Annotated in this window: 21 protein-coding genes; 14 read left to right on the top strand and 7 right to left on the bottom strand. The window is 50.6% G+C overall.

Annotated features, from left to right (window positions below):
- Nucleotides 1-792 (top strand): co-chaperone DjlA, encoded by a 792-nt coding sequence (gene djlA, locus IDAT_RS09230; RefSeq protein WP_034733046.1) that lies wholly within the window; start codon nt 1-3, stop codon nt 790-792.
- Here the strand turns inward: djlA and IDAT_RS09225 are convergent.
- Both IDAT_RS09225 and IDAT_RS09220 read right to left on the bottom strand, forming a co-directional pair.
- Complete coding sequence (locus IDAT_RS09225) at nt 764-1,420, bottom strand: pseudouridine synthase (RefSeq protein WP_034733044.1); 657 nt, start codon at nt 1,418-1,420, stop codon at nt 764-766. The genes djlA and IDAT_RS09225 overlap by 29 nt on opposite strands.
- Complete coding sequence (locus tag IDAT_RS09220; protein ID WP_034733042.1) at nt 1,417-4,083, bottom strand: SNF2-related protein; 2,667 nt, start codon at nt 4,081-4,083, stop codon at nt 1,417-1,419. The genes IDAT_RS09225 and IDAT_RS09220 overlap by 4 nt, the downstream gene beginning before the upstream one ends.
- Nucleotides 4,084-4,255: 172 nt before the next feature.
- Here IDAT_RS09220 and IDAT_RS09215 point away from each other — a divergent pair, with 172 nt between their 5' ends.
- Nucleotides 4,256-5,641: a PhoH family protein gene (locus IDAT_RS09215; protein WP_034733040.1), complete on the top strand. Its 1,386-nt coding sequence runs from the start codon at nt 4,256-4,258 to the stop codon at nt 5,639-5,641.
- Here IDAT_RS09215 and ruvX read toward each other — a convergent pair.
- From ruvX to IDAT_RS09195, 4 genes are read right to left on the bottom strand one after another with little or no spacing between them, the layout of a single operon-like run.
- Entirely contained in the window at nt 5,636-6,052 is a 417-nt protein-coding gene (gene ruvX, locus IDAT_RS09210) for a Holliday junction resolvase RuvX (protein ID WP_034733039.1), read from the bottom strand. The two genes, IDAT_RS09215 and ruvX, sit on opposite strands and share 6 nt — an antisense overlap.
- Nucleotides 6,049-6,615, bottom strand: a complete 567-nt coding sequence (locus IDAT_RS09205) for a YqgE/AlgH family protein (protein ID WP_034733037.1) — start codon at nt 6,613-6,615, stop codon at nt 6,049-6,051. Before IDAT_RS09205 ends, ruvX begins: the two co-directional genes overlap by 4 nt.
- Before the next feature lie 6 nt (nt 6,616-6,621).
- Nucleotides 6,622-7,566: a glutathione synthase gene (gene gshB / locus IDAT_RS09200; protein WP_034733035.1), complete on the bottom strand. Its 945-nt coding sequence runs from the start codon at nt 7,564-7,566 to the stop codon at nt 6,622-6,624.
- A gap of 4 nt (nt 7,567-7,570) precedes the next feature.
- Entirely contained in the window at nt 7,571-8,341 is a 771-nt protein-coding gene (locus IDAT_RS09195) for a 16S rRNA (uracil(1498)-N(3))-methyltransferase (RefSeq protein ID WP_034733034.1), read from the bottom strand.
- A gap of 52 nt (nt 8,342-8,393) precedes the next feature.
- Here IDAT_RS09195 and IDAT_RS09190 point away from each other — a divergent pair, with 52 nt between their 5' ends.
- The 8 genes from IDAT_RS09190 (at nt 8,394) to IDAT_RS09155 (ending at nt 18,868) form a co-directional block, all read left to right on the top strand.
- On the top strand, nt 8,394-10,244 hold the full coding sequence (locus IDAT_RS09190; RefSeq protein ID WP_051986679.1) for a M1 family metallopeptidase: 1,851 nt from the start codon (nt 8,394-8,396) through the stop codon (nt 10,242-10,244).
- A gap of 15 nt (nt 10,245-10,259) precedes the next feature.
- Complete coding sequence (locus IDAT_RS09185) at nt 10,260-11,315, top strand: NAD(P)-dependent alcohol dehydrogenase (RefSeq protein ID WP_034733033.1); 1,056 nt, start codon at nt 10,260-10,262, stop codon at nt 11,313-11,315.
- A gap of 94 nt (nt 11,316-11,409) precedes the next feature.
- A complete protein-coding gene (metK, locus tag IDAT_RS09180) occupies nt 11,410-12,558 on the top strand; it encodes a methionine adenosyltransferase (RefSeq protein ID WP_034733031.1) in 1,149 nt (382 codons plus the stop codon).
- 78 nt (nt 12,559-12,636) lie between these two features.
- Complete coding sequence (gene tkt / locus IDAT_RS09175) at nt 12,637-14,649, top strand: transketolase (protein ID WP_034733029.1); 2,013 nt, start codon at nt 12,637-12,639, stop codon at nt 14,647-14,649.
- Entirely contained in the window at nt 14,646-15,680 is a 1,035-nt protein-coding gene (epd, locus tag IDAT_RS09170; protein WP_034733026.1) for an erythrose-4-phosphate dehydrogenase, read from the top strand. The genes tkt and epd overlap by 4 nt, the downstream gene beginning before the upstream one ends.
- A gap of 27 nt (nt 15,681-15,707) precedes the next feature.
- A complete protein-coding gene (locus tag IDAT_RS09165) occupies nt 15,708-16,892 on the top strand; it encodes a phosphoglycerate kinase (RefSeq protein ID WP_034733024.1) in 1,185 nt (394 codons plus the stop codon).
- A 36-nt stretch (nt 16,893-16,928) separates the two neighbouring features.
- Nucleotides 16,929-17,993, top strand: coding sequence for a class II fructose-bisphosphate aldolase (fba, locus tag IDAT_RS09160; protein ID WP_034733022.1), 1,065 nt, complete (start codon nt 16,929-16,931; stop codon nt 17,991-17,993).
- Between the two features lie 74 nt (nt 17,994-18,067).
- Nucleotides 18,068-18,868 carry a DUF481 domain-containing protein gene (locus IDAT_RS09155; protein WP_244441629.1) on the top strand — a complete coding sequence of 267 codons (801 nt, stop codon included), beginning with the start codon at nt 18,068-18,070 and terminating at the stop codon, nt 18,866-18,868.
- Between the two features lie 44 nt (nt 18,869-18,912).
- Here the strand turns inward: IDAT_RS09155 and IDAT_RS09150 are convergent, their stop codons facing one another.
- Complete coding sequence (locus tag IDAT_RS09150; protein WP_034733021.1) at nt 18,913-19,656, bottom strand: TerC family protein; 744 nt, start codon at nt 19,654-19,656, stop codon at nt 18,913-18,915.
- Nucleotides 19,657-19,825: 169 nt separating this feature from the next.
- Between IDAT_RS09150 and IDAT_RS09145 the strand changes: the two genes are divergently transcribed.
- The 4 genes from IDAT_RS09145 (at nt 19,826) to IDAT_RS09130 (ending at nt 23,047) form a co-directional block, all read left to right on the top strand.
- Nucleotides 19,826-20,506: a TIGR00153 family protein gene (locus IDAT_RS09145; protein ID WP_034733020.1), complete on the top strand. Its 681-nt coding sequence runs from the start codon at nt 19,826-19,828 to the stop codon at nt 20,504-20,506.
- 14 nt (nt 20,507-20,520) lie between these two features.
- The gene (locus IDAT_RS09140; protein ID WP_034733019.1) at nt 20,521-21,789 is read left to right on the top strand and encodes an inorganic phosphate transporter; all 1,269 of its coding nucleotides are present in this window, start codon (nt 20,521-20,523) and stop codon (nt 21,787-21,789) included.
- 143 nt (nt 21,790-21,932) lie between these two features.
- Complete coding sequence (locus IDAT_RS09135; protein ID WP_034733018.1) at nt 21,933-22,475, top strand: RNA polymerase sigma factor; 543 nt, start codon at nt 21,933-21,935, stop codon at nt 22,473-22,475.
- On the top strand, nt 22,472-23,047 hold the full coding sequence (locus tag IDAT_RS09130) for a hypothetical protein (protein WP_034733017.1): 576 nt from the start codon (nt 22,472-22,474) through the stop codon (nt 23,045-23,047). Before IDAT_RS09135 ends, IDAT_RS09130 begins: the two co-directional genes overlap by 4 nt.
- The last annotated feature ends 2 nt before the right edge of the window (nt 23,048-23,049 follow it).

Raw genomic sequence — 23,049 nt, 5'->3', positions numbered from 1 at the left:
ATGATTTGGGGAAAAGTGCTTGGTGGCTTTTTTGGTTACCTGTTGTTGCGTCTACCCGGCGTATTTCTTGGGGTGCTGATCGGACATTGGTTTGACAAAGCCTTGGCGCAATCCATGCAAAGCGGTGGTGTGCTCAATCAGCAACTATTCACCGATACTTTATTTGCGGTGCTCGGTCACTTGGCGAAATCTAAAGGGCGTGTCACCGAGCAGGACATCAACTATGTCAGCGCGTTGATGCAGCATTTACGTCTTGATGAAAGCGCTAGAGAGCGCGCGCAAGCAGCCTTTCGCGAGGGTAAAGAAGCCGATTATCCACTAGTTGCTAAGGTCTCAGCGTTTCGGCGTCAGGTCGCTTGGCGTCGCGATATTCTGCAGTTTTTTGTGGAACAAGTGCTGGTGTTGGCGTTGCACGATGGCAAGCTGGAGCAGGCCGAGTATGACGTCCTGTTGCGCATTACCCAAGCGCTCGGATTTCGTCGTGAGCAACTCGATCTCTGGTTACAAATGGCGCAGGCCGGTCAACGCTTTCGCGGCGGTGGCAGTCGTGCAGGGCAACAAGCCAATGCTGCTAACCAACTGGACGACGCTTATGCGGTCTTGGGTGTGAGTCGCCAGGCGAGCGCCGCAGAAGTCAAAAAAGCGTATCGCAAATTGATGGCAAAACATCACCCAGACAAACTTGCTGCGCAAGGTTTGCCACCCGAAATGCGTGAATCAGCGCAACAGAAAGCGCAGGAAATTCAAGCAGCTTATGAGTTGATCAAAAGTCAGCAGGGCAATGGAAGTTAATCGGCTGTTGGGTCAGCGGATGTAAAAAGCCAATTTCTTCAGCATGCAGTAACAATCGCGGTGCCGCTGCATATGCGGCGGCATCGGCATAAAATTTATCGCCTAAAATGGGCGTGCCGAGCATTTGCATGTGCACCCGTAGCTGATGCGAACGTCCCGTCACCGGATACAGTAGTACCTCGCTGTTAGCCGCTGTTGTGTTCACCACTTCATAGCGCGTTTGCGCGGCGCGCCCAGCAATTAAATCTACCATTTGGCGTGGTCGGTTCGGCCAGTCGCAGCGCATCGCTAGTTCAATGCTGCCGCGCTGTGCTGGCAATTGTCCAGCAACTCGTGCGCGATAGTATTTGCGCACAATACGGTGTTCAAATTGGCGCTGTAAATGTGCTTGTGCAGTTTTACTGAGTGCCAACACAATCAGCCCCGAGGTAGCCATATCTAAACGATGCACAATCCGCGCTGTGGGTAGTACTCGGGTCACCCGCGCCCATACCGAATCGCGATGGGCGGGGTCTTTCCCCGGCACACTCAACAACCCCGAAGGCTTATCTACCACTACTAAAGCCTCGTCGCGATAGACGATGCGCAAGTAGGGCTCGGTGGGCGGGCGGTAGTCGCGTAAGGTCATTGCGGCATATTCACAATGATACGCGCACTATCAAGCTGCAGCTGCGGCTGTTCTAGTGCGCTTAGCAAGCGTTGTTGGCGTACTTGCAAAGCTTCAATTTCGCTTTCGCGCACTGCAGGATTGCGCTGCTTTAGCTCATGTAAGCGTTGCAACTGCTGACCCAATTCAGCACTGATCTTTGCTTGTGCTTGCGCCAGCAACTGCTGTTGTTGCTGTTGCGCTGGTTGCCACGCCTGCGTAATCAGTTGTTGAATTTGCGGTCGCAACTGCTGCAAAAGTGCTCGCGCTTGTTTTTTATCAATAAACTGTAACTGCTTGTCAAAAGCGCTGGCATTCACGCGTGCGGTGAGCTCACGCCCTTGGCTATCAAGCAGTACGCGCATGGCGTGGTGTGGATAGAACTCATGGGCAACCAAGTCACTGCTGGTCACCAGTTGGCTACTAAAGGTCAACTCGACAAACCAGGTGCCAGCGGCGAGCCCTTTGTTTTGCATTAAGGCCACGCTGGTACTACCGAAACTATCTTGACTCAATACTTCTAGCGCATGTTGCACTTGCGGGTGGTCCCACGATAAGAACTCGACCTGCTCGTGATCCAGTGCGTAGTCGCGCGAGAAGGTAACGGTAATGCCATCCTCAGCTAATCCGGGCAATTGAATACGCATTTGCTCGGTCGGGCGCAACCAACCGCTATGCGCGTTCAATTCGTCGTAGTCGACGCCAAAGCGCGCCCAAAACTCAAGCATAAAGTCTTGCAATTCGTCGGTTTGTGCAGCGCTCTGAATGGCAGTAATGACTGCTTGCGCCGCTTGCGGGCGAAAGGCGTTGAGCTCCTGTAAACGGTCGCGGCCCTGTTCGATTCGTGCACGTAATTGCTGCGCCCGTTCTTCGGTTGCTGCAACCAACTCAGCAAAGCCGAGCTCATCGTGATAATCACCGGTTAAAAAGGGCTGCAGCTGCTGATGAAATTCATCGTACAGCATGGCGCCGACAGGATTCGGAGCGGAAAACGCTTGCATCGCGCTATACCACTCAAAAAGATAGGCATCGCGGCTATCGATAGTGTAAGGCACATGGATTTGCACTGCGTGACGTTGACCAAGGCGATCTAAGCGTCCGATCCGTTGCTCGAGGAGTTCGGGGTGATCAGGCAAATCAAATAGCACTAACTGATGGGTAAACTGAAAGTTTCGCCCCTCGCTACCAATTTCTGAGCAGAGCAAAATCGGACAACCATCTTCGGGGCTAGCAAAATATTCGGCCGCGCGATCACGTTCGAGCAAGGTCATGCCCTCGTGAAACACAGCAGCATGAATACCATGTTGCACGCGTAAATAATCGTAGAGTTCTTGCACCGTCAGCGACGAGCGACAAATGAGCACGAATTTATCTTGTTTATGCTCACGCAGTAATTGCTGTAACCATTGCGCTTTTGCGGCGAAATCATCGCTGCTCTGGAGTTCAACTGGTAAACAAATTCGCTCTGGGAAGCCGCCAATGTGACTCCGACTGTTGCGAAACATCAACCGGCCAGTGCCATAATGATCGAGCAAGCGGTCGAGCAATTTGTGCGCACCTTCGCGGGCCAGCACTGTGGCAAGCTTGGTGAGCTGCTGGTAGTCCTGCTGCTCTTGCTGAAACTCAGCAAAGGAATGAAAGCGGTCAGGGTCGAGTAATTGCAGCCGGGCGAAATGGCCATCTAGGCCAGCTTGTTCTGGCGTGGCTGTCAGCAGCAATACGCTAGCGATGGCTTCGCATAATTGCTGGAGCTGCGAAAAGCGTTGCGTGGCCGGCGCAATGCGATGCGCCTCATCAACGATAAGCGTATCGAATTCCGCTACCAATAGTTGCGCAAACCAATTCGCCTCGTCTAACAAGCTTTGTGGGATCACCACCAGTTGCTCGGTTTCGAACACATTGTCACTATCGATTTGTGCCTCAGCGCAGCGCTCGCTGTCAAACAGACTAAAGGCGAGGGCAAAGCGGCGGCGGAGCTCGACCAACCATTGGTGGCATAGCGCGTCTGGCACGGCAATTAATACGCGTTGCGCGCGACCGGTTAACAGCCGGCGTTGCAAAATCAGGCCTGCTTCAATGGTTTTGCCCAAGCCGACCTCATCAGCCAGTAACACCCGCGGCTGAAAACGGTCAGCGACACTGTGAGCAATATAGAGCTGATGCGGTAATAATTGTGCGCGCGCCCCCAGTAAGCCTGCCACCGGCGACTGCTGCCAGCGTTTCAGGTGCACTTGCGCTCGTTGTCGCAAGCGATACATGTCGAGGCGGTCAGCTTTGCCGGCCATTAGTCGAGTTAAGGGATGATGAGTGGCAACCTGTGCCGCTAATTGCGCCTCTGGCACCACCACTGCATTGCCGTCGTCTTCGCGCTCACCGTGGTACACGTAGACACCGCCGCGAACTTCTACCTGTTGTACGGTAAATGCCCAGCCTTCAGCGTGCTGGCCTTGGTCATCGGGAAGCAGGCGATAACGTGCCAAGGGTGCTTGCGCAAGGGCATATTGGCGCAACTCATCGGTCGCTGGAAAAAATACACTCAGCAGTCGACCTTCGACTTGGGTGATTAAGCCTAGACCTTGCTCTAACTCGGTTTCACTAAGCCAACGTTGACCTACTGCAGGAATCTCGGTGGATTCAATTGTCATGCCATCATCCTCTACGACTGCGGACGTTTGATGCGTCTTCAAAAAAGGTCGCACATGGTAGCGAAATTTTTTTCAATGTTCACACCATTTTCATGAAAACTGCGCTAGTCTTAAAACTGTAGACCAAGCCAGAATTATTAAAATAAATTTTCACTACTGCTTGAGGTTACGCATGCCCGAAACTACGCCTAAATATTACCTGCTCGACACCAACATCTTACTTCACGAACCCCTTGCCTTTCTCAATTTTGAAGAACACAACGTTATCATTCCAATGGTCGTGCTCGAAGAGCTCGATAACATTAAAGATCGCCACAAAGATGTCAGTCGTGAAGCGCGCGTTGCGATTCGCTCACTCGAAGATGCGTTAAAAGATGCCAGTCCAGAAGAAATCATTGCTGGCGTGCCGTTGAGCCGCATGCAGGGAGCGCATCACGCGGAGGGCACCTTGGCGATTTTCCCCGATTACCAGCTCAAGCAAACGGATTCGGTGTTGAACTTATCAGAGAACGATCACCGTATTATTCAAGCTGCTATCGAACTACAGAAAAAGCATGCGCCAGCAAAAGTGGTGTTGGTCACCAAAGACATCAACATGCGCCTCAAAGCTAAAGGTGCCGGGGTGAAGTTTGTTGAAGACTACCGTACCGACCAATTGATTGATGATATTCGTTTTCTCTCTAAAGGCTTTGTCGAGCTAGAGGGCGATTTTTGGCAAACCGTAGGCGAAGTCACCAGCATGCAAGAGGGCCGAGAGACTTTCCATGAAGTGGAACGCAGTGTGTTGCCATCGGTGTTTCGTAATCAGTATTTGATTGACGACACCGAACATTTTGCTGCCAAAGTCGTCGGCTACGATGGAGCGCATGTGCGCCTCCATGACCTCGGATTTGAGCGCATGATGAGTTATCACGCGTGGGGTATACATCCTAAAAATATCTATCAAGCGATGGCGATGAATGCCTTGCTGGACCCGTCGATAGACTTAGTGATTCTGACTGGGCCAGCGGGTAGTGGTAAAACCTTGCTGGCATTGGCAAGTGCGCTAGAACTGGTCATCGAGCAGGGCATTTACGAAAAGATTATCGTGACCCGCAACACACCCGAAATTGCGGAATCTATAGGCTATTTACCCGGCACTGAAGAAGAAAAAATGGCACCTTGGTTGGCGGCAATTACGGACTCGCTCGAAGTGTTACACAAACACGATGAGAGCATGGATTCGAGCCTCAATTACATAATGAACAAGGCCAATATCCAGTTTAAATCGCTGAACTTTATGCGCGGGCGCTCGATTCAAAATGCCATTGTTTTGCTCGATGAGTCGCAAAACTTAACCGCATCACAGCTGAAAACCATCATCACCCGCTGTGGTACCGGCACTAAAATTATTTGTTCGGGTAACTTGGCACAAATTGACAGTTATTATTTGACTGCGGTGACCTCGGGACTCACTTATATAGTAGAAAGATTCAAAGATTATCCAGGCAGCGCCACTGTGAACTTAAATGGTGTGGTTCGTAGCTCATTAGCGCAATATGCTGAGGAAAATCTATAGCGAGTGGTGGGCGAGGTAGTCTTCAAGAATAAGCTGGGCTGCCGCGCTATCAATCTTGTCTTTGCTGAGCTCGCGGAAGCCACCGCGAGCAAACAGCTCTTCTTTTGCCGCCACTGTGGTCAGGCGTTCATCTTGCAACTCAACAGGTAAGCCAAAGCGGCCATGCAGGCGGTTGGCAAATTTGCGCGCTAAATCCGTCAGTGCTTGCTCCGAACCATCCATGTTCAACGGCAAGCCCACCACCAACAGTTTTGGCTGCCATTCCTTAATCAACTTTTCGACTACCAGCCAATCCGGTTGGCCGTCTTTTGCTTTTAACGCGGCGAGCGGTGAGGCGGTACCGGTAATCGACTGGCCGACCGCGACACCAATATTGTGCGTGCCAAAATCAAAGCCTAACACTTGGCTCATGCGTGACCGGCCTCAGGTCCGAGTTGCCACGAATGAAAACCAAGTTTTTCAGTGGCTTTTTGCCAGCGTTCATTGACAGGGGTATTAAATAAAATGTCAGGGTCAGCGGGAATGGTAAGCCAGCTATTCTCCGCCAACTCCTGTTCTAGCTGACCGGCTTCCCAGCCTGCGTAGCCAAGGGTGAGCAAAAATTTCTCAGGTGCGTCGCCACGGCCCATCGCTTCTAAAATATCTTTTGAGGTGGTGATCATCAGCTCTTCGCTTAACTTGGCAGAGCTGCGCCAATCACCAGCTGGCGCATGTAATACGAAACCACGGTCGCGCGCTAACGGGCCGCCAGCAAACACTTGCTGATTAAACATCGACGAATGTTCGGGCACGACAATCTCTAATTGCTGCAGTAGGCTGGCAACGTTCATTTCAACCGGCTGGTTGATCACCAAGCCCATAGCTCCGTCTTGGTTGTGCTCACAAATAAACGTAACCGAACGTTGAAAGAACGGATCGTCCAAGCTCGGCATGGCAATTAAAAAGTGGTTCTGTAAATTCGTTAATGCTTCCATAAACCTCTAGGCCTTAAGTCGCGCCGCGATCGCTTCAAATAATTTGGCGGCAATATTAATATCATATGCGGCCTCGATCTCGCGCATACAAGTGGGGCTCGTTACATTAATTTCAGTGATACGATCGCCAATGACATCCAGTCCCACCAGCAATAAGCCACGCTTTTTCAATTCAGGACCGACCCGCCGCGCTAGTTCCCAGTCGCTGTCAGACAGAGGTTGCGGGCGTCCGCTGCCACCGGCTGCAAGATTGCCTCTAGTTTCACCTGCTGAGGGTACGCGTGCGAGTGAATAGGGCATTGGCTCGCCATCGATGATCAGAATGCGTTTGTCACCGTCTTTGATTTCCGGTAAATAGCGCTGAATCATCGCGTAACGGGTACCGTGCGCGGTCAGCGTTTCGATAATGACACCAAGGTTATTGCCATCTTCGCGGACGCGGAAAATCGACGCGCCTCCCATGCCATCGAGTGGCTTTAAGATAATATCTTGGTGCTGTTGGTGAAAGGCACGGATCTGCTCGGCGCGGCGCGTGACAATGGTCGGCGGCGTTAAATCAGCAAACCAAGCAGTGAACAGTTTCTCATTACAATCGCGCAAGCTTTGCGGTTTGTTGACCACCAACGCACCGGCTTGTTCGGCTAACTCAAGCATGTAAGTGGCATACACGTACTCGGTGTCGAATGGCGGATCTTTGCGCATCATAATGACGTCAAACTCAGCTAGTGGCTGCTCAGCCACTTCGCCAAAAGTGTAAAAATCTTCTGCTTGGTCGCGCACGGTAACAGGTCGTGCGCGTGCCATGGGTTTACCTTGTTGCAATGATAAGTCCTGCATCTCAAGATAAAAGCATTCATACCCCTGAGCTTGGGCTTCGAGCAACAGGCGAAAGCTGGTGTCCTTATAGGTTTTAACCGTTGCCATAGGGTCCATAATCATTGCTAGTTTCATATGCTTACTCCTTGCCAGTCGCAGTGGCTAAATCGCCGAATTGGTATTGTACCGCAGTCAATGCACTAAGGGCTGCTGTTTCTGTGCGCAGCACGCGAGGGCCGAGTCGCACGGCTTGAAAGTTAGCTGTTGCTGCTGCTGTAATCTCGGCCTCGGTGAGGCCTCCCTCAGGACCTATGAGCAGCTGAATGTGCTCACTGCTGAGCTGTTGCTCGCGTAGCGGCACCTGCGCTTCGGGGTCTAGCGTCAAGCGAAGTGCAGCAGGAAGCTCGCCGAGCCACTGTTGTAACGGCACTGGAGTGTGCACTACTGGCACATAACTGCGGCCACTCTGCTCGCAAGCCCCAATGACAATTTTTTGCCATTGTTGTTGTTTTTTCAGTAACCGGTCACCGCTGAGTTTGACCCCACAGCGTTCGGTAAATAACGGCGTTATGGCGTGTACTCCGAGCTCGACCGATTTTTGCAACACGAAATCCATGCGATCGCCACGTGAAACGCCCTGACCTAGATGAATTTTGATTGGCGCCTCGCTGGTATTCAACGCTTGCGCAGTGATTTCCACCAGCACATTCTTTTTGCTGACCGCCACAATCTTCGCGGCGTAATCATGGCCGTCACCGTTAAACAGTGTCAGCGCTTGTCCAGCATTCATACGCAACACGCGGCCAACATGATTTGCTGCGTCATCGCTAAGTTCTAGTTGATGGCCGATGGGCCAGCCGGCGGACGCAGTTTTTTCGTCGAAAGGATGATAAATTCGCGGTACTCGCATAACATGTTCCGATAACAATTGATGTCAACATCTTATCAGAAGGAAAGCCGACATGGCGATAAAGCAACAGTTCTTACAGTGGGCCACCGCCGCCACTTTAGTTGCCAGTACTGCAACTCAGCATGCGTGGGCGGAAGATGCGCATAGCTACGCCAAATTAAATGAGGTATCGACGCCGCATTTAGAGCTCGATCTAACCATCGACTTCGACAATAAACAACTGGTTGGCACCGCCACCTATGATCTCTTGCGTCATGGCGATGCCGATACGTTGCATTTAGACACCCGCGATCTGACCATTGAAAAAACCGAACTCTGGGTTGATAACGCCTGGCAAGAAACGGCCTATCAGCTAGGCGATGCGCATGAAACTCTCGGTCAGGAGTTGACCATCAGTATTGGCGATAGCGCCGAGAAAGTGCGTATTCATTATGCCACCGCGCCGACTGCAAGTGGTTTGCAGTGGCTGACTCCAGAGCAAACTGCGGGTAAAAAACATCCCTTTATGTTTAGTCAGTCGCAACCCATTCACTCGCGCAGTTGGATTCCAATTCAAGATACACCGGCCCTGCGTTTGACTTACAATGCGATGCTTCATACTGAACCTGGCTTGTTGGCGGTGATGAGTGCCAACAACAGCCTGAGCGATGAGCGGAGCGGTGAGTATCATTTATCGATGCCACAGCCGATTTCACCTTATTTGATTGCGATTGCTGCGGGCGACCTTGAAGTGAAGTCGATTAGCGATAACGTTGCGGTATTTGCTGAGTCTTACATCATTGATGATGCGGTGTGGGAGTGGGCTGACACGCCAGCAATGATCACAGCGACTGAAAAAATGTACGGCCCCTATCGCTGGGACCGCTATGACCTATTAGTATTGCCGCCAAGTTTCCCCTATGGCGGAATGGAAAATCCGCGACTATCGTTTATTACGCCGACGGTGATTTCTGGTGATCGCACTCTGATTAACTTGATTGCGCACGAACTCGCGCATTCTTGGTCTGGCAACTTAGTGACCAACGCCAGCTGGCGCGATTTGTGGATCAATGAAGGATTTACCAGCTATGTTGAAAATCGCATCATGGAAGCCTTGTTCGGTGAACGTCGCGCACAAATGGAACTGGCACTTGGCTATCAAGACTTGCTGGCAGACATGGAGCGTTTAGCGCCGGCAGACACGGTATTGAATATTGAACTCGGTACCCGCCATCCAGATGATGTGTTCTCCAATGTGCCTTACGTGAAAGGCCAGTTGTTCTTGGTCTACTTGGAAGACAAATTTGGCCGTGAAACCTTTGATGCGTTTTTACGCCAGTATTTTGCTGATTTCGCGTTTCAGAGCATCTCTACTAAGCAATTTAAAGACTATCTTGCGCGCAACTTGCTCGCCAAGCACCCGAACGTGGTGAGCATGGATAAAATCAATGAATGGATTCACCAACCGGGCCTTCCTGCCGACGCACCGCAACCCGAATCGGATGCATTCGCGCAAGTTGAAAAACAAATGCAACGTTGGTTGAAAGGTGGACAATTACAAACAGCTGAATGGACTACGCACGAGTGGTTGCACTTCATCAATAATTTGCCGCTCGATATCTCTAGCGTGAATATGGAACGCTTAGACAAGGAGTACGGTCTTACTACCAGTCAAAACGCAGAAATTGCACATGCTTGGTTGCGTTTGGCGATTGTGAAAAATTATGAACCAGCGCGGGAGCGTTTGCGTAATTACTTGCTCACTATTGGACGCAACAAGCTCGTGAGTCCGTTGTATCGTGAATTAGCGAAAACACCGGACAACTTAAAATGGGCACGCGAAGTTTATCAACAAGCGAAGCCTGGGTATCACCCACTTACGCAAACGGTAAACGAAGCGTTGCTGTACCCAGCTAACGATTAACCCAAGGAGTAGGTTATGCCACAAGCGATTGGTTATGCAGCACAGGCTGCAGATAAAGAACTCGAATACTTTGAATTCGAACGCCGTGATCCAACGGCCGAAGATGTAGAAATAGAAATTGAGTACTGTGGCGTCTGCCACTCCGATTTGCACCAAGCGCGTAATGAATGGGGTGGCACCGTATTCCCCTGCGTACCTGGGCATGAGATTGTCGGTAAAGTCACTCGTGTTGGCAGTAAAGTCAGCAAGTTTAAAGTAGGTGACACGGTGGGCGTCGGCTGTATGGTCGACTCCTGTGGTCACTGCCATAGTTGTGATGAAGGCCATGAACAATACTGCGAAAACGGTTTTGTTGGTACTTACAATGGCGAAGACAAACATCTTGGCGGCGTTACCTTTGGCGGCTATTCAAACCGCATCACCGTGAAAGAAGGTTTTGTTTTAAAAGTCTCTGACAAACTCGATCTGGCCGGCGTTGCACCGCTGCTTTGTGCGGGTATCACCACCTACTCGCCCTTGCGTCACTGGGGTGTGACCAAAGGTCATAAAGTGGGTGTGGTCGGACTCGGCGGACTCGGTCACATGGCGGTTAAGATCGCCAGTGCCATGGGTGCTGAAGTCGTCTTATTTACCACCTCGCCAGGTAAAGTAGATGATGGCAAGCGCTTGGGTGCTGATCACGTAGTGATCTCCAAAGACGAAGAAGCGATGAAAGAGTGGACCAACTCGCTCGATTTCATTCTCAACACGGTTGCCGCACCTCACGATTTAGATGCGTACCTGTCGTTACTGCGCCTCGATGGCACCATGTGTTTGGTTGGCGTGCCAGCAGAGCATCATCCATCGCCAGCGGTATTTAACTTGATCGCCAAACGTCGCAGTTTGGCCGGTTCGTTGATTGGTGGTATCGCAGAAACGCAAGAAATGCTCGATTTCTGTGCCGAACATGGCATCACTTCGGATATCGAGATGATCGCCATGGATGAGATTAACGTAGCTTACGAGCGCATGCTCAAAAGCGACGTGAAATACCGCTTTGTGATTGATATGGCAACGCTTAAACAGAAATAAAGACTTTTAGACGTCTAAATCTAGAAAAATGGGCGTGGTTTCGTTAAACTACGCCCAATTTTTTTGTAAGAACCTTATTTTGAGACGACACACTATGGCGAAGCACCTTTTTACCTCGGAATCTGTTTCTGAGGGACATCCTGATAAAATTGCAGATCAAATTTCAGACGCAGTCCTTGATGCCATTCTGGCGCAAGATCCACGCGCTCGGGTCGCTTGCGAAACTTATGTTAAAACCGGCATGGTCTTGGTGGGGGGCGAAGTCACCACGAGTGCTTGGGTCGACATCGAAGACCTTGCGCGTAACACCGTGCGTGACATTGGTTACACCCATTCAGATATGGGCTTCGATGGCGCATCTTGTGCGGTTTTGAATGCCATCGGTAAGCAATCGCCAGATATCAATCAGGGCGTTGATCGTGAAGTGCTAGAAGAACAAGGTGCGGGTGACCAAGGCTTGATGTTCGGTTATGCATCGAACGAAACCGATGTGTTGATGCCGGCGCCCATCACCTATGCGCATCGGTTAATGGAGCGTCAAGCGCAAGTGCGTAAAGACGGTACCCTACCTTGGTTGCGTCCGGATGCGAAAAGTCAGCTGACCTTTGTTTACGAAGATGGCAAGCCAGTGGCTATTGATACCGTGGTGTTGTCGACTCAGCATGCCGAAGGTATCTCGCAAGCAGAACTGCGTGAAGCGGTAATTGAAACCATCATCAAGCCAGTACTGCCAGCTGAATGGTTCCCGAAACATCAGGAACGTTTGTTGATTAACCCAACCGGCAAATTTGTGATTGGTGGACCTATGGGCGATTGCGGCTTAACCGGTCGTAAGATCATCGTGGACACCTATGGCGGCATGGCTCGTCATGGTGGTGGCGCGTTCTCTGGTAAAGACCCGTCAAAAGTCGATCGTAGCGCTGCTTATGCTGCTCGCTATGTTGCGAAAAACTTAGTTGCTGCGGGCTTGGCTGAGCGTTGCGAAATTCAAGTGTCGTACGCGATTGGGGTGGCTGAGCCGACCTCGATCAGCATCGAAACTTTCGGCACCAGCCCGTATAGCGAAGAGCGATTGATTGCGTTGGTGCGTAAACATTTTGACCTACGTCCGTATGGCTTGATCAAGATGCTTGACTTGGAACGTCCGATTTATCGGGCAACAGCTGCTTACGGTCACTTCGGTCGTGATGCCTTCCCGTGGGAGAAAACTGACAAAGCGGAAGCCCTGCGCAGCGATATCTAATTTGCTTAGAAGCCCCGAATTGTGGACAATACGCGCTCAATCTGAACGTATTTCTAGCAGCAATTCGGGGTTTTTGACATGACAGCATCAGTTTCAGAACGTAAGCACCTAGCCAACGCCATTCGTGCGCTTAGCATGGATGCCGTGCAACAAGCTAACTCGGGTCATCCGGGTGCACCTATGGGCATGGCCGATATCGCCGAAGTACTATGGCGTGACTATCTGAAACACAACCCTGAAAATCCAGCATGGGCTGACCGCGACCGCTTTGTTCTTTCCAATGGTCATGGCTCGATGCTCATCTACTCATTGCTGCACCTTTCGGGCTACGATCTACCGCTCGACGAACTAAAAAACTTCCGTCAATTGCACTCAAAAACCCCAGGTCATCCAGAATATGGTTACACACCGGGCGTTGAAACCACGACTGGCCCGCTTGGCCAAGGCATCTCGAACGCAGTAGGTATGGCGTTAGCTGAGAAAATTCTTGCAGCGCAATTTAACCGTCCGCAACACGACATTATTGACCACTACACCTATACCTTCCTTGGCGACGGCTGCTTGATGGAAGGTATTTCGCATGAGGTCTGCTCGCTGGCAGGCACGCTTGGTCTTGGTAAACTGATTGCGTTCTACGATGACAACGGCATTTCGATTGATGGTGAAGTCGAGGGTTGGTTTACCGACGATACCGCAAAACGTTTTGAATCTTATGGTTGGCAGGTAATTGAAAAAGTCGACGGTCACGATGCGGCCGCTATTAAAGCCGCCATCGAAGAGGCTCGTGCCGAGACCAGCAAGCCAACTTTGATTATCTGTAAAACCATTATCGGTTTCGGTGCGCCGAACAAGCAGGGTACCGAGAGCTGCCACGGTGCGCCTCTAGGTGCCGACGAAATTGCCGCTGCACGTGAACAGCTAGGCTGGAACTATGGTGCATTTGAAGTGCCAGATGACGTTTATGCCGCTTGGTCAGCACGCGAACAAGGCGCCACAGCAGAAGCCGCTTGGAATGAGCGGTTTGCAGCCTACGCCGCTGCGCACCCAGAACTTGCGAGCGAATTGCAACGTCGTTTAGCTGGCGATTTACCAGCGGATTTTGCAGCGCACGCGCAAGCCTATATTGAAAAGCTGCAAGCCGAGCCGGCGGATATTGCTAGCCGTAAAGCATCGCAAAACGCGCTCAATGCCTATGGTCCAAAATTACCAGAATTGTTAGGTGGCTCGGCTGACCTTGCCGGTTCTAACTTGACCATTTGGCAGGGTAGCCAAGGCGTGAGCGCAGACGACGCGAGTGGTAACTACGTTTATTATGGTGTGCGCGAATTCGGCATGTCGGCCATTATGAACGGTATTGCTTTACACGGCGGTTTAGTGCCTTACGGAGCAACCTTCTTGATGTTCATGGAATATGCGCGCAATGCCGTGCGTATGGCGGCGCTGATGAAGCAGCGCAGTATTTTTGTTTACACGCATGACTCGATCGGTTTAGGTGAAGATGGTCCAACCCATCAGCCGGTTGAGCAAATGGCGAGCTTACGAACCACGCCTAATATGAGCACTTGGCGTCCATGTGACCAAGTGGAATCAGCGGTAGCTTGGAAAGCTGCCATCGAGCGCAAAGACGGCCCTACGGCATTGATCTTTAGCCGCCAAAATCTGGCGCAACAAAGCCGCGACAGCGAGCAATTAGCCAATATTGCGCGTGGTGGCTACGTGTTGCTCGACTGTGCCGAGACGCCTGAGTTAATTTTCATTGCTACCGGTTCCGAAGTTGCTCTTGCAGTTTCTGCAGCGAAGACCTTGCAGGCCAATGGTAAGCAGGTGCGCGTGGTGTCGATGCCAGCCACTGATGTATTCGATGCGCAAGATAAAGCCTATCGCGAACAGGTATTGCCAAGCAGCGTCACCAAACGTATTGCGGTCGAAGCCGGCATTGCGGATTACTGGTACAAGTATGTCGGTCTACATGGTCGCATCGTGGGTATGCACAGCTTTGGCGAATCAGCTCCCGCTAGCGACTTATTTAAGCACTTTGGCTTCACTACCGAGAACGTCGTTGCAGTTGCAGAGGAGTTACTGGGCGAATGAGTCAAACGCGCGCGCGGATTGCTTTAAACGGCTTTGGTCGGATTGGCCGCAGTGTGCTGCGCGCATTGTATGAGCGTGGTTATCGCGAGCAAGTTGAAATCGTTGCAATCAACGAGCTCGCCCCAGTTGCTTCAATGGCGCACCTGCTCAAGTACGATACCAGTCACGGGCGGTTTCAGCAGCCGGTGACCACTGCCGACGAGCATACCTTGCGAGTCGGAGATGATGTGATTCGCATCTCGGCACAGTCGCAAGTGACCGACTTACCGTGGCAGGATTTACAGCTCGATATGGTGCTTGATTGTACCGGTGTGCACGGTACACGCGAGGATGGCGAACATTATCAGGCGCTTGGCATACCGGGAGTATTGTTTTCGCACCCTGGCGCGCCCGATGTCGATTTCACCGCAATCTTTGGCGTCAACACCGAGCAACTGAGCTCGCAGCATCGTATCGTTTCGAACGGTTCGTGCACGACCAACTGCAGTGTGCCCGTATTGCAGGTGCTGGACCAAGCATTTGGTATCAAAAGTGGTGCGATCACTACCATTCATGCGGCGATGCATGATCAGCAGGTGATAGATGCTTATCACAAAGATCCGCGCTTGGCGCGTGCCGCAGGCCGCTCAATCATTCCGGTCGATACGCGGCTGGCGCGCGGGATAGAACGCATCATGCCGCATTTTGCTGGCAAATTTGAAGCTATCCAAGTGCGAGTACCGACGACTAATGTCACTGCTATGGATATCAGTGTGACCGTTAGTGCGGAAGTCTCCATTGCCCGCGTCAATGATGTTTTGGCACAAGCAGCACGGGGTAAAATGGCACAGATATTGGGCTATACCGATGAACCTTTGGTGTCGATCGATTTCAACCATGATCCGCGCTCAAGTATTGTCGATGGGACCCAGACCCGTGTTGCTGATAAGCATTTAATCAAAGTACTCTGTTGGTGTGATAATGAATGGGGCTTTGCGAACCGTATGTTAGATACGGCGCAAGTGATGATTCGTCACTACCAGAACAGTTAACCCGAAAATGAAGTGAGAGGAATAAGCATGGCTGACGTCATTACCATGGATGATCTTGATTTAAACGGTTTGCGTGTATTGATTCGTGAAGATCTCAACGTACCGATCAAAGACGGTAAAGTAAGCTCAGATGCGCGTCTAAAAGCCGCCATTCCGACCCTTAAAAAAGCACTTGATGCTGGCGCCAAAGTAATGGTCATGTCGCATCTCGGACGTCCAGAAGAAGGTGTTTACGCTGATGAATTCTCGCTGCAGCCGGTGGTCGATTATTTAAATGAAGCCTTGGATGTTCCAGTTCGTCTGGCGAGAGACTACCTCAATGGGGTGGATGTAGCGGCCAACGAAGTGGTCGTGTTTGAGAACGTCCGCTTTAACCCAGGTGAAAAGAAAAACGATGATGCGCTAGCGCAACAACTAGCGGCACTGTGTGATGTCTTTGTGATGGACGCCTTTGGTACGGCGCATCGCGCCCAGGCGTCGACTCACGGCGTGGCCAAGTATGCTGACGTTGCCTGTGCCGGGCCGTTACTCGCAGCTGAGCTCGAAGCTTTAGGTAAAGCTTTGGCGAATCCTGCTCGTCCATTGGTCGCTATTGTCGGTGGCTCGAAAGTGTCGACTAAACTTACCGTGCTAGAGTCTTTGTCTGGTGTTGTCGACCAACTTATTGTCGGTGGCGGAATTGCCAATACCTTCATCGCTGCAGCGGGCCACAATGTTGGCAAGTCACTTTACGAAGCCGACTTAACTGAAGAAGCGCAACGTCTGGTTGCCGCAGCGCAAGCCAAAGGCGGCGATATTCCTTTGCCGACGGATGTGGTAACCGGCAAGGAGTTTAGCCCCGCAGCGCAAGCTGAGACCAAGCAGGTGAGTGCGGTCGCCAGTGATGATATGATTTTTGACATCGGTCCGGACACCGCTGAAGCTTTTGCAAAAATTCTGCAAAGTGCAGGCACTATTGTATGGAATGGTCCGGTAGGCGTGTTTGAATTTGATCAGTTTGGCCACGGCACAGAAGTGTTAGCCAAAGCCATTGCCGCTAGCTCTGCATTCTCGATTGCCGGTGGTGGCGATACTTTAGCGGCGATTGACAAGTACGGCATTGCTGACCAAATCAGTTATATTTCTACCGGTGGCGGTGCCTTTTTAGAGTTTTTAGAGGGTAAGCAATTACCAGCTGTCGCGATTCTGGAAGAACGCGCAGAGAATGGCTAAACGTAGCCAGACAAAATAAACATCAGGAGATCAACCATGGCTTTAATTTCATTGCGCCAACTACTCGACCATGCTGCTGAGCAAGGTTACGGTGTACCCGCTTTTAACGTGAACAACCTCGAGCAAATGCGCGCCATCATGGAAGCAGCGGATGCTTGCGACAGCCCTGTAATCGTGCAAGCCTCAGCAGGTGCACGAACTTACGCAGGCGCACCGTTTTTGCGTCATCTTATTTTGGCAGCGATCGAAGAGTGGCCACACATTCCAGTCGTTATGCACCAAGACCATGGGACTTCACCGGCGGTCTGTCAGCGCTCAATTCAGCTGGGCTTTAGCTCAGTGATGATGGATGGCTCGCTTAAAGAAGATGGCAAAACCCCCGCCGACTACGATTACAACGTGCAGGTGACGCAAACAGCTGTGGCGATGGCACATGCTTGTGGCGTATCGGTCGAAGGTGAGTTAGGTGTGCTGGGTTCGCTCGAAACCGGTGAAGCCGGTGAAGAGGACGGCGTTGGTGCCGAGGGTAAATTAACCCACGACCAACTGTTGACGGACCCAGAAGAAGCCGCGCAGTTTGTCAAAGCAACCAACGTTGACGCATTAGCAATTGCTTGTGGTACTTCGCACGGCGCTTACAAGTTCAGCCGCCCGCCAACTGGCGATATTTTAGCGATTGATCGTATTAAAGAAATCCACAAACGGATTCCAACCACCCACTTAGTCATGCACGGTTCGTCTTCAGTGCCGCAAGAATGGTTGAAAGTCATCAACGAGTTCGGTGGTGAGATTCCAGAAACTTATGGTGTGCCAGTGGAACAAATTGCTGAAGGCATCAAACACGGCGTACGTAAGGTCAACATCGACACCGACCTACGTTTAGCCTCTACCGGTGCAGTGCGTCGTCATTTAGCGCAAAACCCAAGCAACTTTGATCCGCGGAAGTTTTTGAAAGCGTCAACAGATGCGATGTACGACATCTGTAAAGCACGTTACGAAGCCTTTGGATGTGCAGGACAAGCCCATAAAATCAAAGCACTTTCGCTCGAAGAAATGTTCAAACGCTACGAAGCGGGCGAATTAGACGCTAAAGTGAACTAATCGGGGTTCTTTTTGCCTGCTATCCCACGTTATACTGAAACGTAATGTGGGATAGCGGAAAAGACGAGGTAATTGTGGACTTCAAAAAGACTTTGTCAGCGTTAGCAGTGGTAGCATGTTTTGGAATGCACAGTGCGCATGCACAAGCATCTATTTTCATGTACGACGATGCTAATGATTTAGACACGGAACAAAAGAGAGATTGGGATGCATCGGCAGAGCTCGGCCTCCTCTTCACCTCGGGTAACACCGAAACAGAAACCTTCAAAACCAAATTGAGTGCCGCGCGTGACTACGAGAATTGGCGTCACAAGGGCATCGTTGACTACTACCGTTCAGAGCAAGAAGACCAAGAGACCGGTGAGAGTTTCACTACGGGTGATCGCTTGTTCATGTCGGCGCAGTCAAACTACAAATTTAGCCCTGACAGCCGCTCGTCACTATTCGTCTTCGGTTCTTACGAAGAAGATAAGTTCAGTGGTTATGACTACCAAGGAACCGTAGCTGTGGGTTATGGTGCGCGTTATCGCTACAGCCCGACGCTGTTTGCAGACTACGAAATCGGTCCTGGTTACTCAGTCAACAAGCCGATCGTCAACGGTGTGGTACAAGAGCAAGAGAGCAGCGGAATTTTACGTGTGGCAGGTAACTTGGTTTGGGAAATCACTGAAACGTCCAAATTTAATGCGTTAGCGTCAAGCGAAGTGGGCCAAGATAATACCAAATCACGTGCGGAATTATCGATTTCTGCCAACGTGAATAGCTCGCTGGCACTGAAATTTTCAGTGGCTGCTAACCACAACTCGTTTCTTGAAGATCCGACCAAAGAAAAGCTCGATACTGAAACTGCGGTGACCTTAGTTTACAGCTTCTAATTATCGAGCTATCGGTAGGTTGCCTAAATAAGGCGGATTGAAGATTACTCTTCTTCAATCCGCTTTTTCAATTGTACGGGCTCGTTGCGTTTGCGAATTTTGATGTTCAGCAGTTCAACGATAAGTGAAAACGCCATCGCGAAGTAAACATAGCCTTTCGGCACGTGGAAGCCAAGCCCTTCGCCCATCAAAGTGAAACCAATCAAAATCAAAAAGCTAAGTGCCAACATCTTGATAGTTGGGTGGCGGTCAACAAAATCGCCGATGGCTTTGGCCGCGAGCATCATGACCACCACTGCAGCGACCACAGCAATAATCATTACGGCGACATAATCCACTAAGCCTACAGCTGTAATCACCGAGTCTAGCGAGAAGACGATATCGATGACCGCTATTTGCGTGATAATGGCACCGAAAGTCGCGGCTTTACCCGCACTCTTTTGTTCATGGGTACCTTCAAGACTATGGTGTATCTCGAGGGTACTCTTACCGAGCAAAAATAAACCACCGAAGAACAAGATCAAGTCCCGTCCGGAGAATTCATAGCCGATAACAGAAAACAGTGGTTCTGTGAGGCCCATCACCCAAACAATACTAAGCAGTAGCGCTATGCGCATACCCATTGCCAAGAGTAAGCCTATTTGCCGCGCTTTTTGCCGTTGGTGCTCCGGTAGGCGGCCTACAAGTATCGAAATAAAGATAATATTATCAATACCTAACACTATTTCTAAGGCAGTTAGAGTGGCGAGTGCTATCCAAGCTTCAGGTAAAAATATCCATTCAAACATAAATGAGTCACTTACAATGTGGAGTTAATGATTTAAAATAAACAGGATTTTCCGCAATAACAATGCGGAATTATTTTTTTTGCGCATCGCGATGCTTTTAGCTAGTATGCGCGCAACCGATTCATTCGGGCAAGATTGACTCTTAACGCAGCAACAAAGGCGAACTTTTATGTCTGCAAACTCATTTCTTGGAATGTTTGCGAAGTCTCCGATCAAACCGATGATCGAGCATATCGAACAAGTGCACGACTGTGCTATGACCTTAAAACCTTTCTTTCAAGCCGTATACGCCACTAATTGGGATGAAGCCGAAGAGCATCGTCGCACCATCGTGAGCAAAGAGCGCGCAGCTGATGAATTGAAGCGCGACATTCGGTTAAACCTGCCAGGTGGTTTGTTTATGCCAGTTGAGCGTACCGACCTACTTGAGTTGGTGTCGCAGCAAGATCGCATCGCCAACAAGGCGAAGGATATCTCGGGTCTGATCACCGGTCGCGAGTTACAAATCCCAGCGGCAATGGTCGAAGGTTTTGATGCCTATTTACAGCGTTGTTTGGACGCTACCGACAAAGCTAAAGAAACCATTGGTGAGTTTGATGACCTGCTCGAAGTAGGCTTCAAAGGCCGTGAGCGTAAAATTGTCGATAGTCTCATTTCTGAACTGGATAGCATTGAGCAAGACACCGACGCGTTACAAGTGAAACTGCGTCGCCAATTGCGTCAAATCGAAGGGGATTTGAATCCCTTAGACGCGATGTTCTTGTATCAAATTTTAGATTGGGTCGGTGATCTCGCGGACCTAGCCGAGCGCGTAGGCGCACGGTTTGAACTCATGCTTGCACGAGTCTAAGGCGGAGATTCATCATGGATATTATTTCTACGTATAACATGACCCTGATCGTGTTGGCTGCGGCCTTCGCGTTTTTTATGGCTTGGGGTATCGGTGCGAACGACGTTGCCAATGCAATGGGCACCTCGGTCGGTTCGAAAGCGCTAACTATCAAACAAGCCATCATTGTCGCGATGATCTTCGAGTTTGCCGGCGCTTACTTAGCAGGTGGCGAAGTTACCTCAACAATTCGTAAAGGAATTATTGATTCAGCATTCTTCGTTGACACGCCGGAGTTGCTTGTTTTCGGTATGATTGGCTCTTTGCTGGCAGCGGGTTTTTGGTTGCTGATTGCTTCTTACTTGGGGTGGCCGGTATCGACGACCCACTCAATCATTGGTGCAATCGTCGGTTTTGCCGCTGTGGGTGTGAGTCCAGAAGCCGTTGAATGGTCAAAGGTGTTAGGTATTGTCGGGAGTTGGGTTATTACTCCGATGATTGCGGGTCTACTGGCGTATTTTGTTTTTATTAGTGCGCAAAAGTTGATTTTTGACTCCGAAAACCCGTTAGCGAGCGCCAAGCGTTATGTCCCTTTTTATATGGCATTGACTGGTTTCGTTATTGCACTTGTTACCATCAAGAAGGGTTTGAAACACGTTGGCATCCAATTCAGTACCATTGAGGGCTTTGCATTGGCTTTTGCCGTCGCTGCAGTGGTGGGTGTTCTCGGTAAAATCATGATCAGTCGCTTGAAGTTCGACCCGTCAGCTGACAAAGACATGCATTACACCAACGTTGAGAAAGTCTTCGCAATTTTGATGGTAGTCACAGCTTGTGCTATGGCATTTGCGCATGGCTCAAACGACGTTGCTAACGCAATTGGACCGCTTGCGGCAGTGGTAAGTGTGGTCAACAGCGGCGGTGAAATTGCCAGCAAAGCGCAACTTGCTTGGTGGGTACTTCCAGTCGGTGCATTCGGTATCGTGCTGGGGCTAGCGATGCTCGGTAAGCGCGTGATCGCGACCATTGGTAAAGGCATTACCCACTTGACCCCAAGCCGCGGTTTCGCGGCAGAATTGGCGGCAGCCTCAACCGTAGTTATCGCGTCTGGTACTGGCCTGCCGATTTCAACCACACAAACGCTTGTTGGTGCGGTATTAGGTGTTGGTATGGCACGTGGTATTGCTGCATTAAACTTGGGTGTAGTGCGCAATATTGTAGTGTCGTGGGTAGTGACTTTACCTGCTGGTGCCGTCATGTCGATTATTTTCTTCTTTATTATCAAGGCCGCATTTGGCGTCTAAAGAAGATTGCGGCACAATTGTGACAGAGTAAAAAGGCGACTTCGGTCGCCTTTTTTTGTGCTTGAATGAAACTATTTTAGTTGTTGGTAAACTTTTTTGTGCCCGCGAACGCCTACAGTGACAAAGAACAAAGGAACTCAATTGTGTTTGCACCTTCGGACGAGCGGCTCGTGCAACGAGCCTTAGAAAACAACAAGCAAGCCTGGCTGCAATTGGTCAAGCGTTACGAGGGCTTAGTGTTTAACTATGCCTTGCGCATGAGTGGCAGCCGTGACGATGCCTTGGACTTAATGCAAGACGTGTTTTTGTCGCTATTTCGTAACTTGGCTGCATGGCGCGGCGAAAGCTCATTTAAAAACTGGATGATGACCATCGCTCATCATCGCTGCATTGAGCACTTCCGGCGTCGCCGCGAGTTTGCCGATGAGTATGACTTTGAGCAGCAAGCGAGCCAGCAAGATTGGCATGATCCGGAAGCTGTGTATCACGGCCAACAGCGCACCCAGCAATTAGTGAAGGCGATGCAGCAGTTGCCCGTTGAACAACGTTTAGTAGTGGAGTTGAAGTTTTTTCAACACCTCAAGTTACAAGAGATTAGTCAACAGCTTGATGTACCTTTGAATACCGTGAAATCAAGATTGTACAAAGCGGTTGAAAGTTTACAGCAGTTGGTGGAGGCAGTATGAGCAAACAACATCATTTCGAACAGTGGTTGCATGACACCGCAGCAGCGACGCAAGCAGAAGCGGTCCCCGAATGGCCGCGTGAGTTGACCTATCGCGGTCGTGAGCATACGCAGTTGCGTTGGTGGCAACGTCCGCTGCTGCCGCTTGCTTCGTTTGCATGCTCGCTGTTAGCAGTACTGGCAGTCGTCAGCCAACTGCAGATACAGGTCACCGAACAAGGCTTTAACCTGTACTTTGGTGGCGGCTTGAGCGAACAACAATTGCAAGCTGCGGTCACCGAACAAATGAGTAAGTTGCAAGCGGAACAGCAACTACAAATGGCAAATTATGCCGCTAATTTGCGCGAAGACTTTCGTGACGACGTAGCGGCCGCGAATCAGCAGCTAGTGAACTATGTGCTGACCACTAATCGCAGCGAGCGCGAACAAGACATGGAAGATCTGATCCGCTATGTCAATGCCCAACGTGAAGATGACCAGGTGTATTTCGCGTATCAATTAGCGCAAGTCACTGAACAATTTATCGAACCCAATACCGTAGATAGCAGCCAAGACTACCAAACTCAGGAGTAACA

Origin of the sequence: Pseudidiomarina atlantica, assembly GCF_000753735.1 — a bacterium.
GTDB lineage: Bacteria > Pseudomonadota > Gammaproteobacteria > Enterobacterales > Alteromonadaceae > Pseudidiomarina > Pseudidiomarina atlantica.
This window is presented reverse-complemented; position numbering and strand designations above follow the sequence as displayed.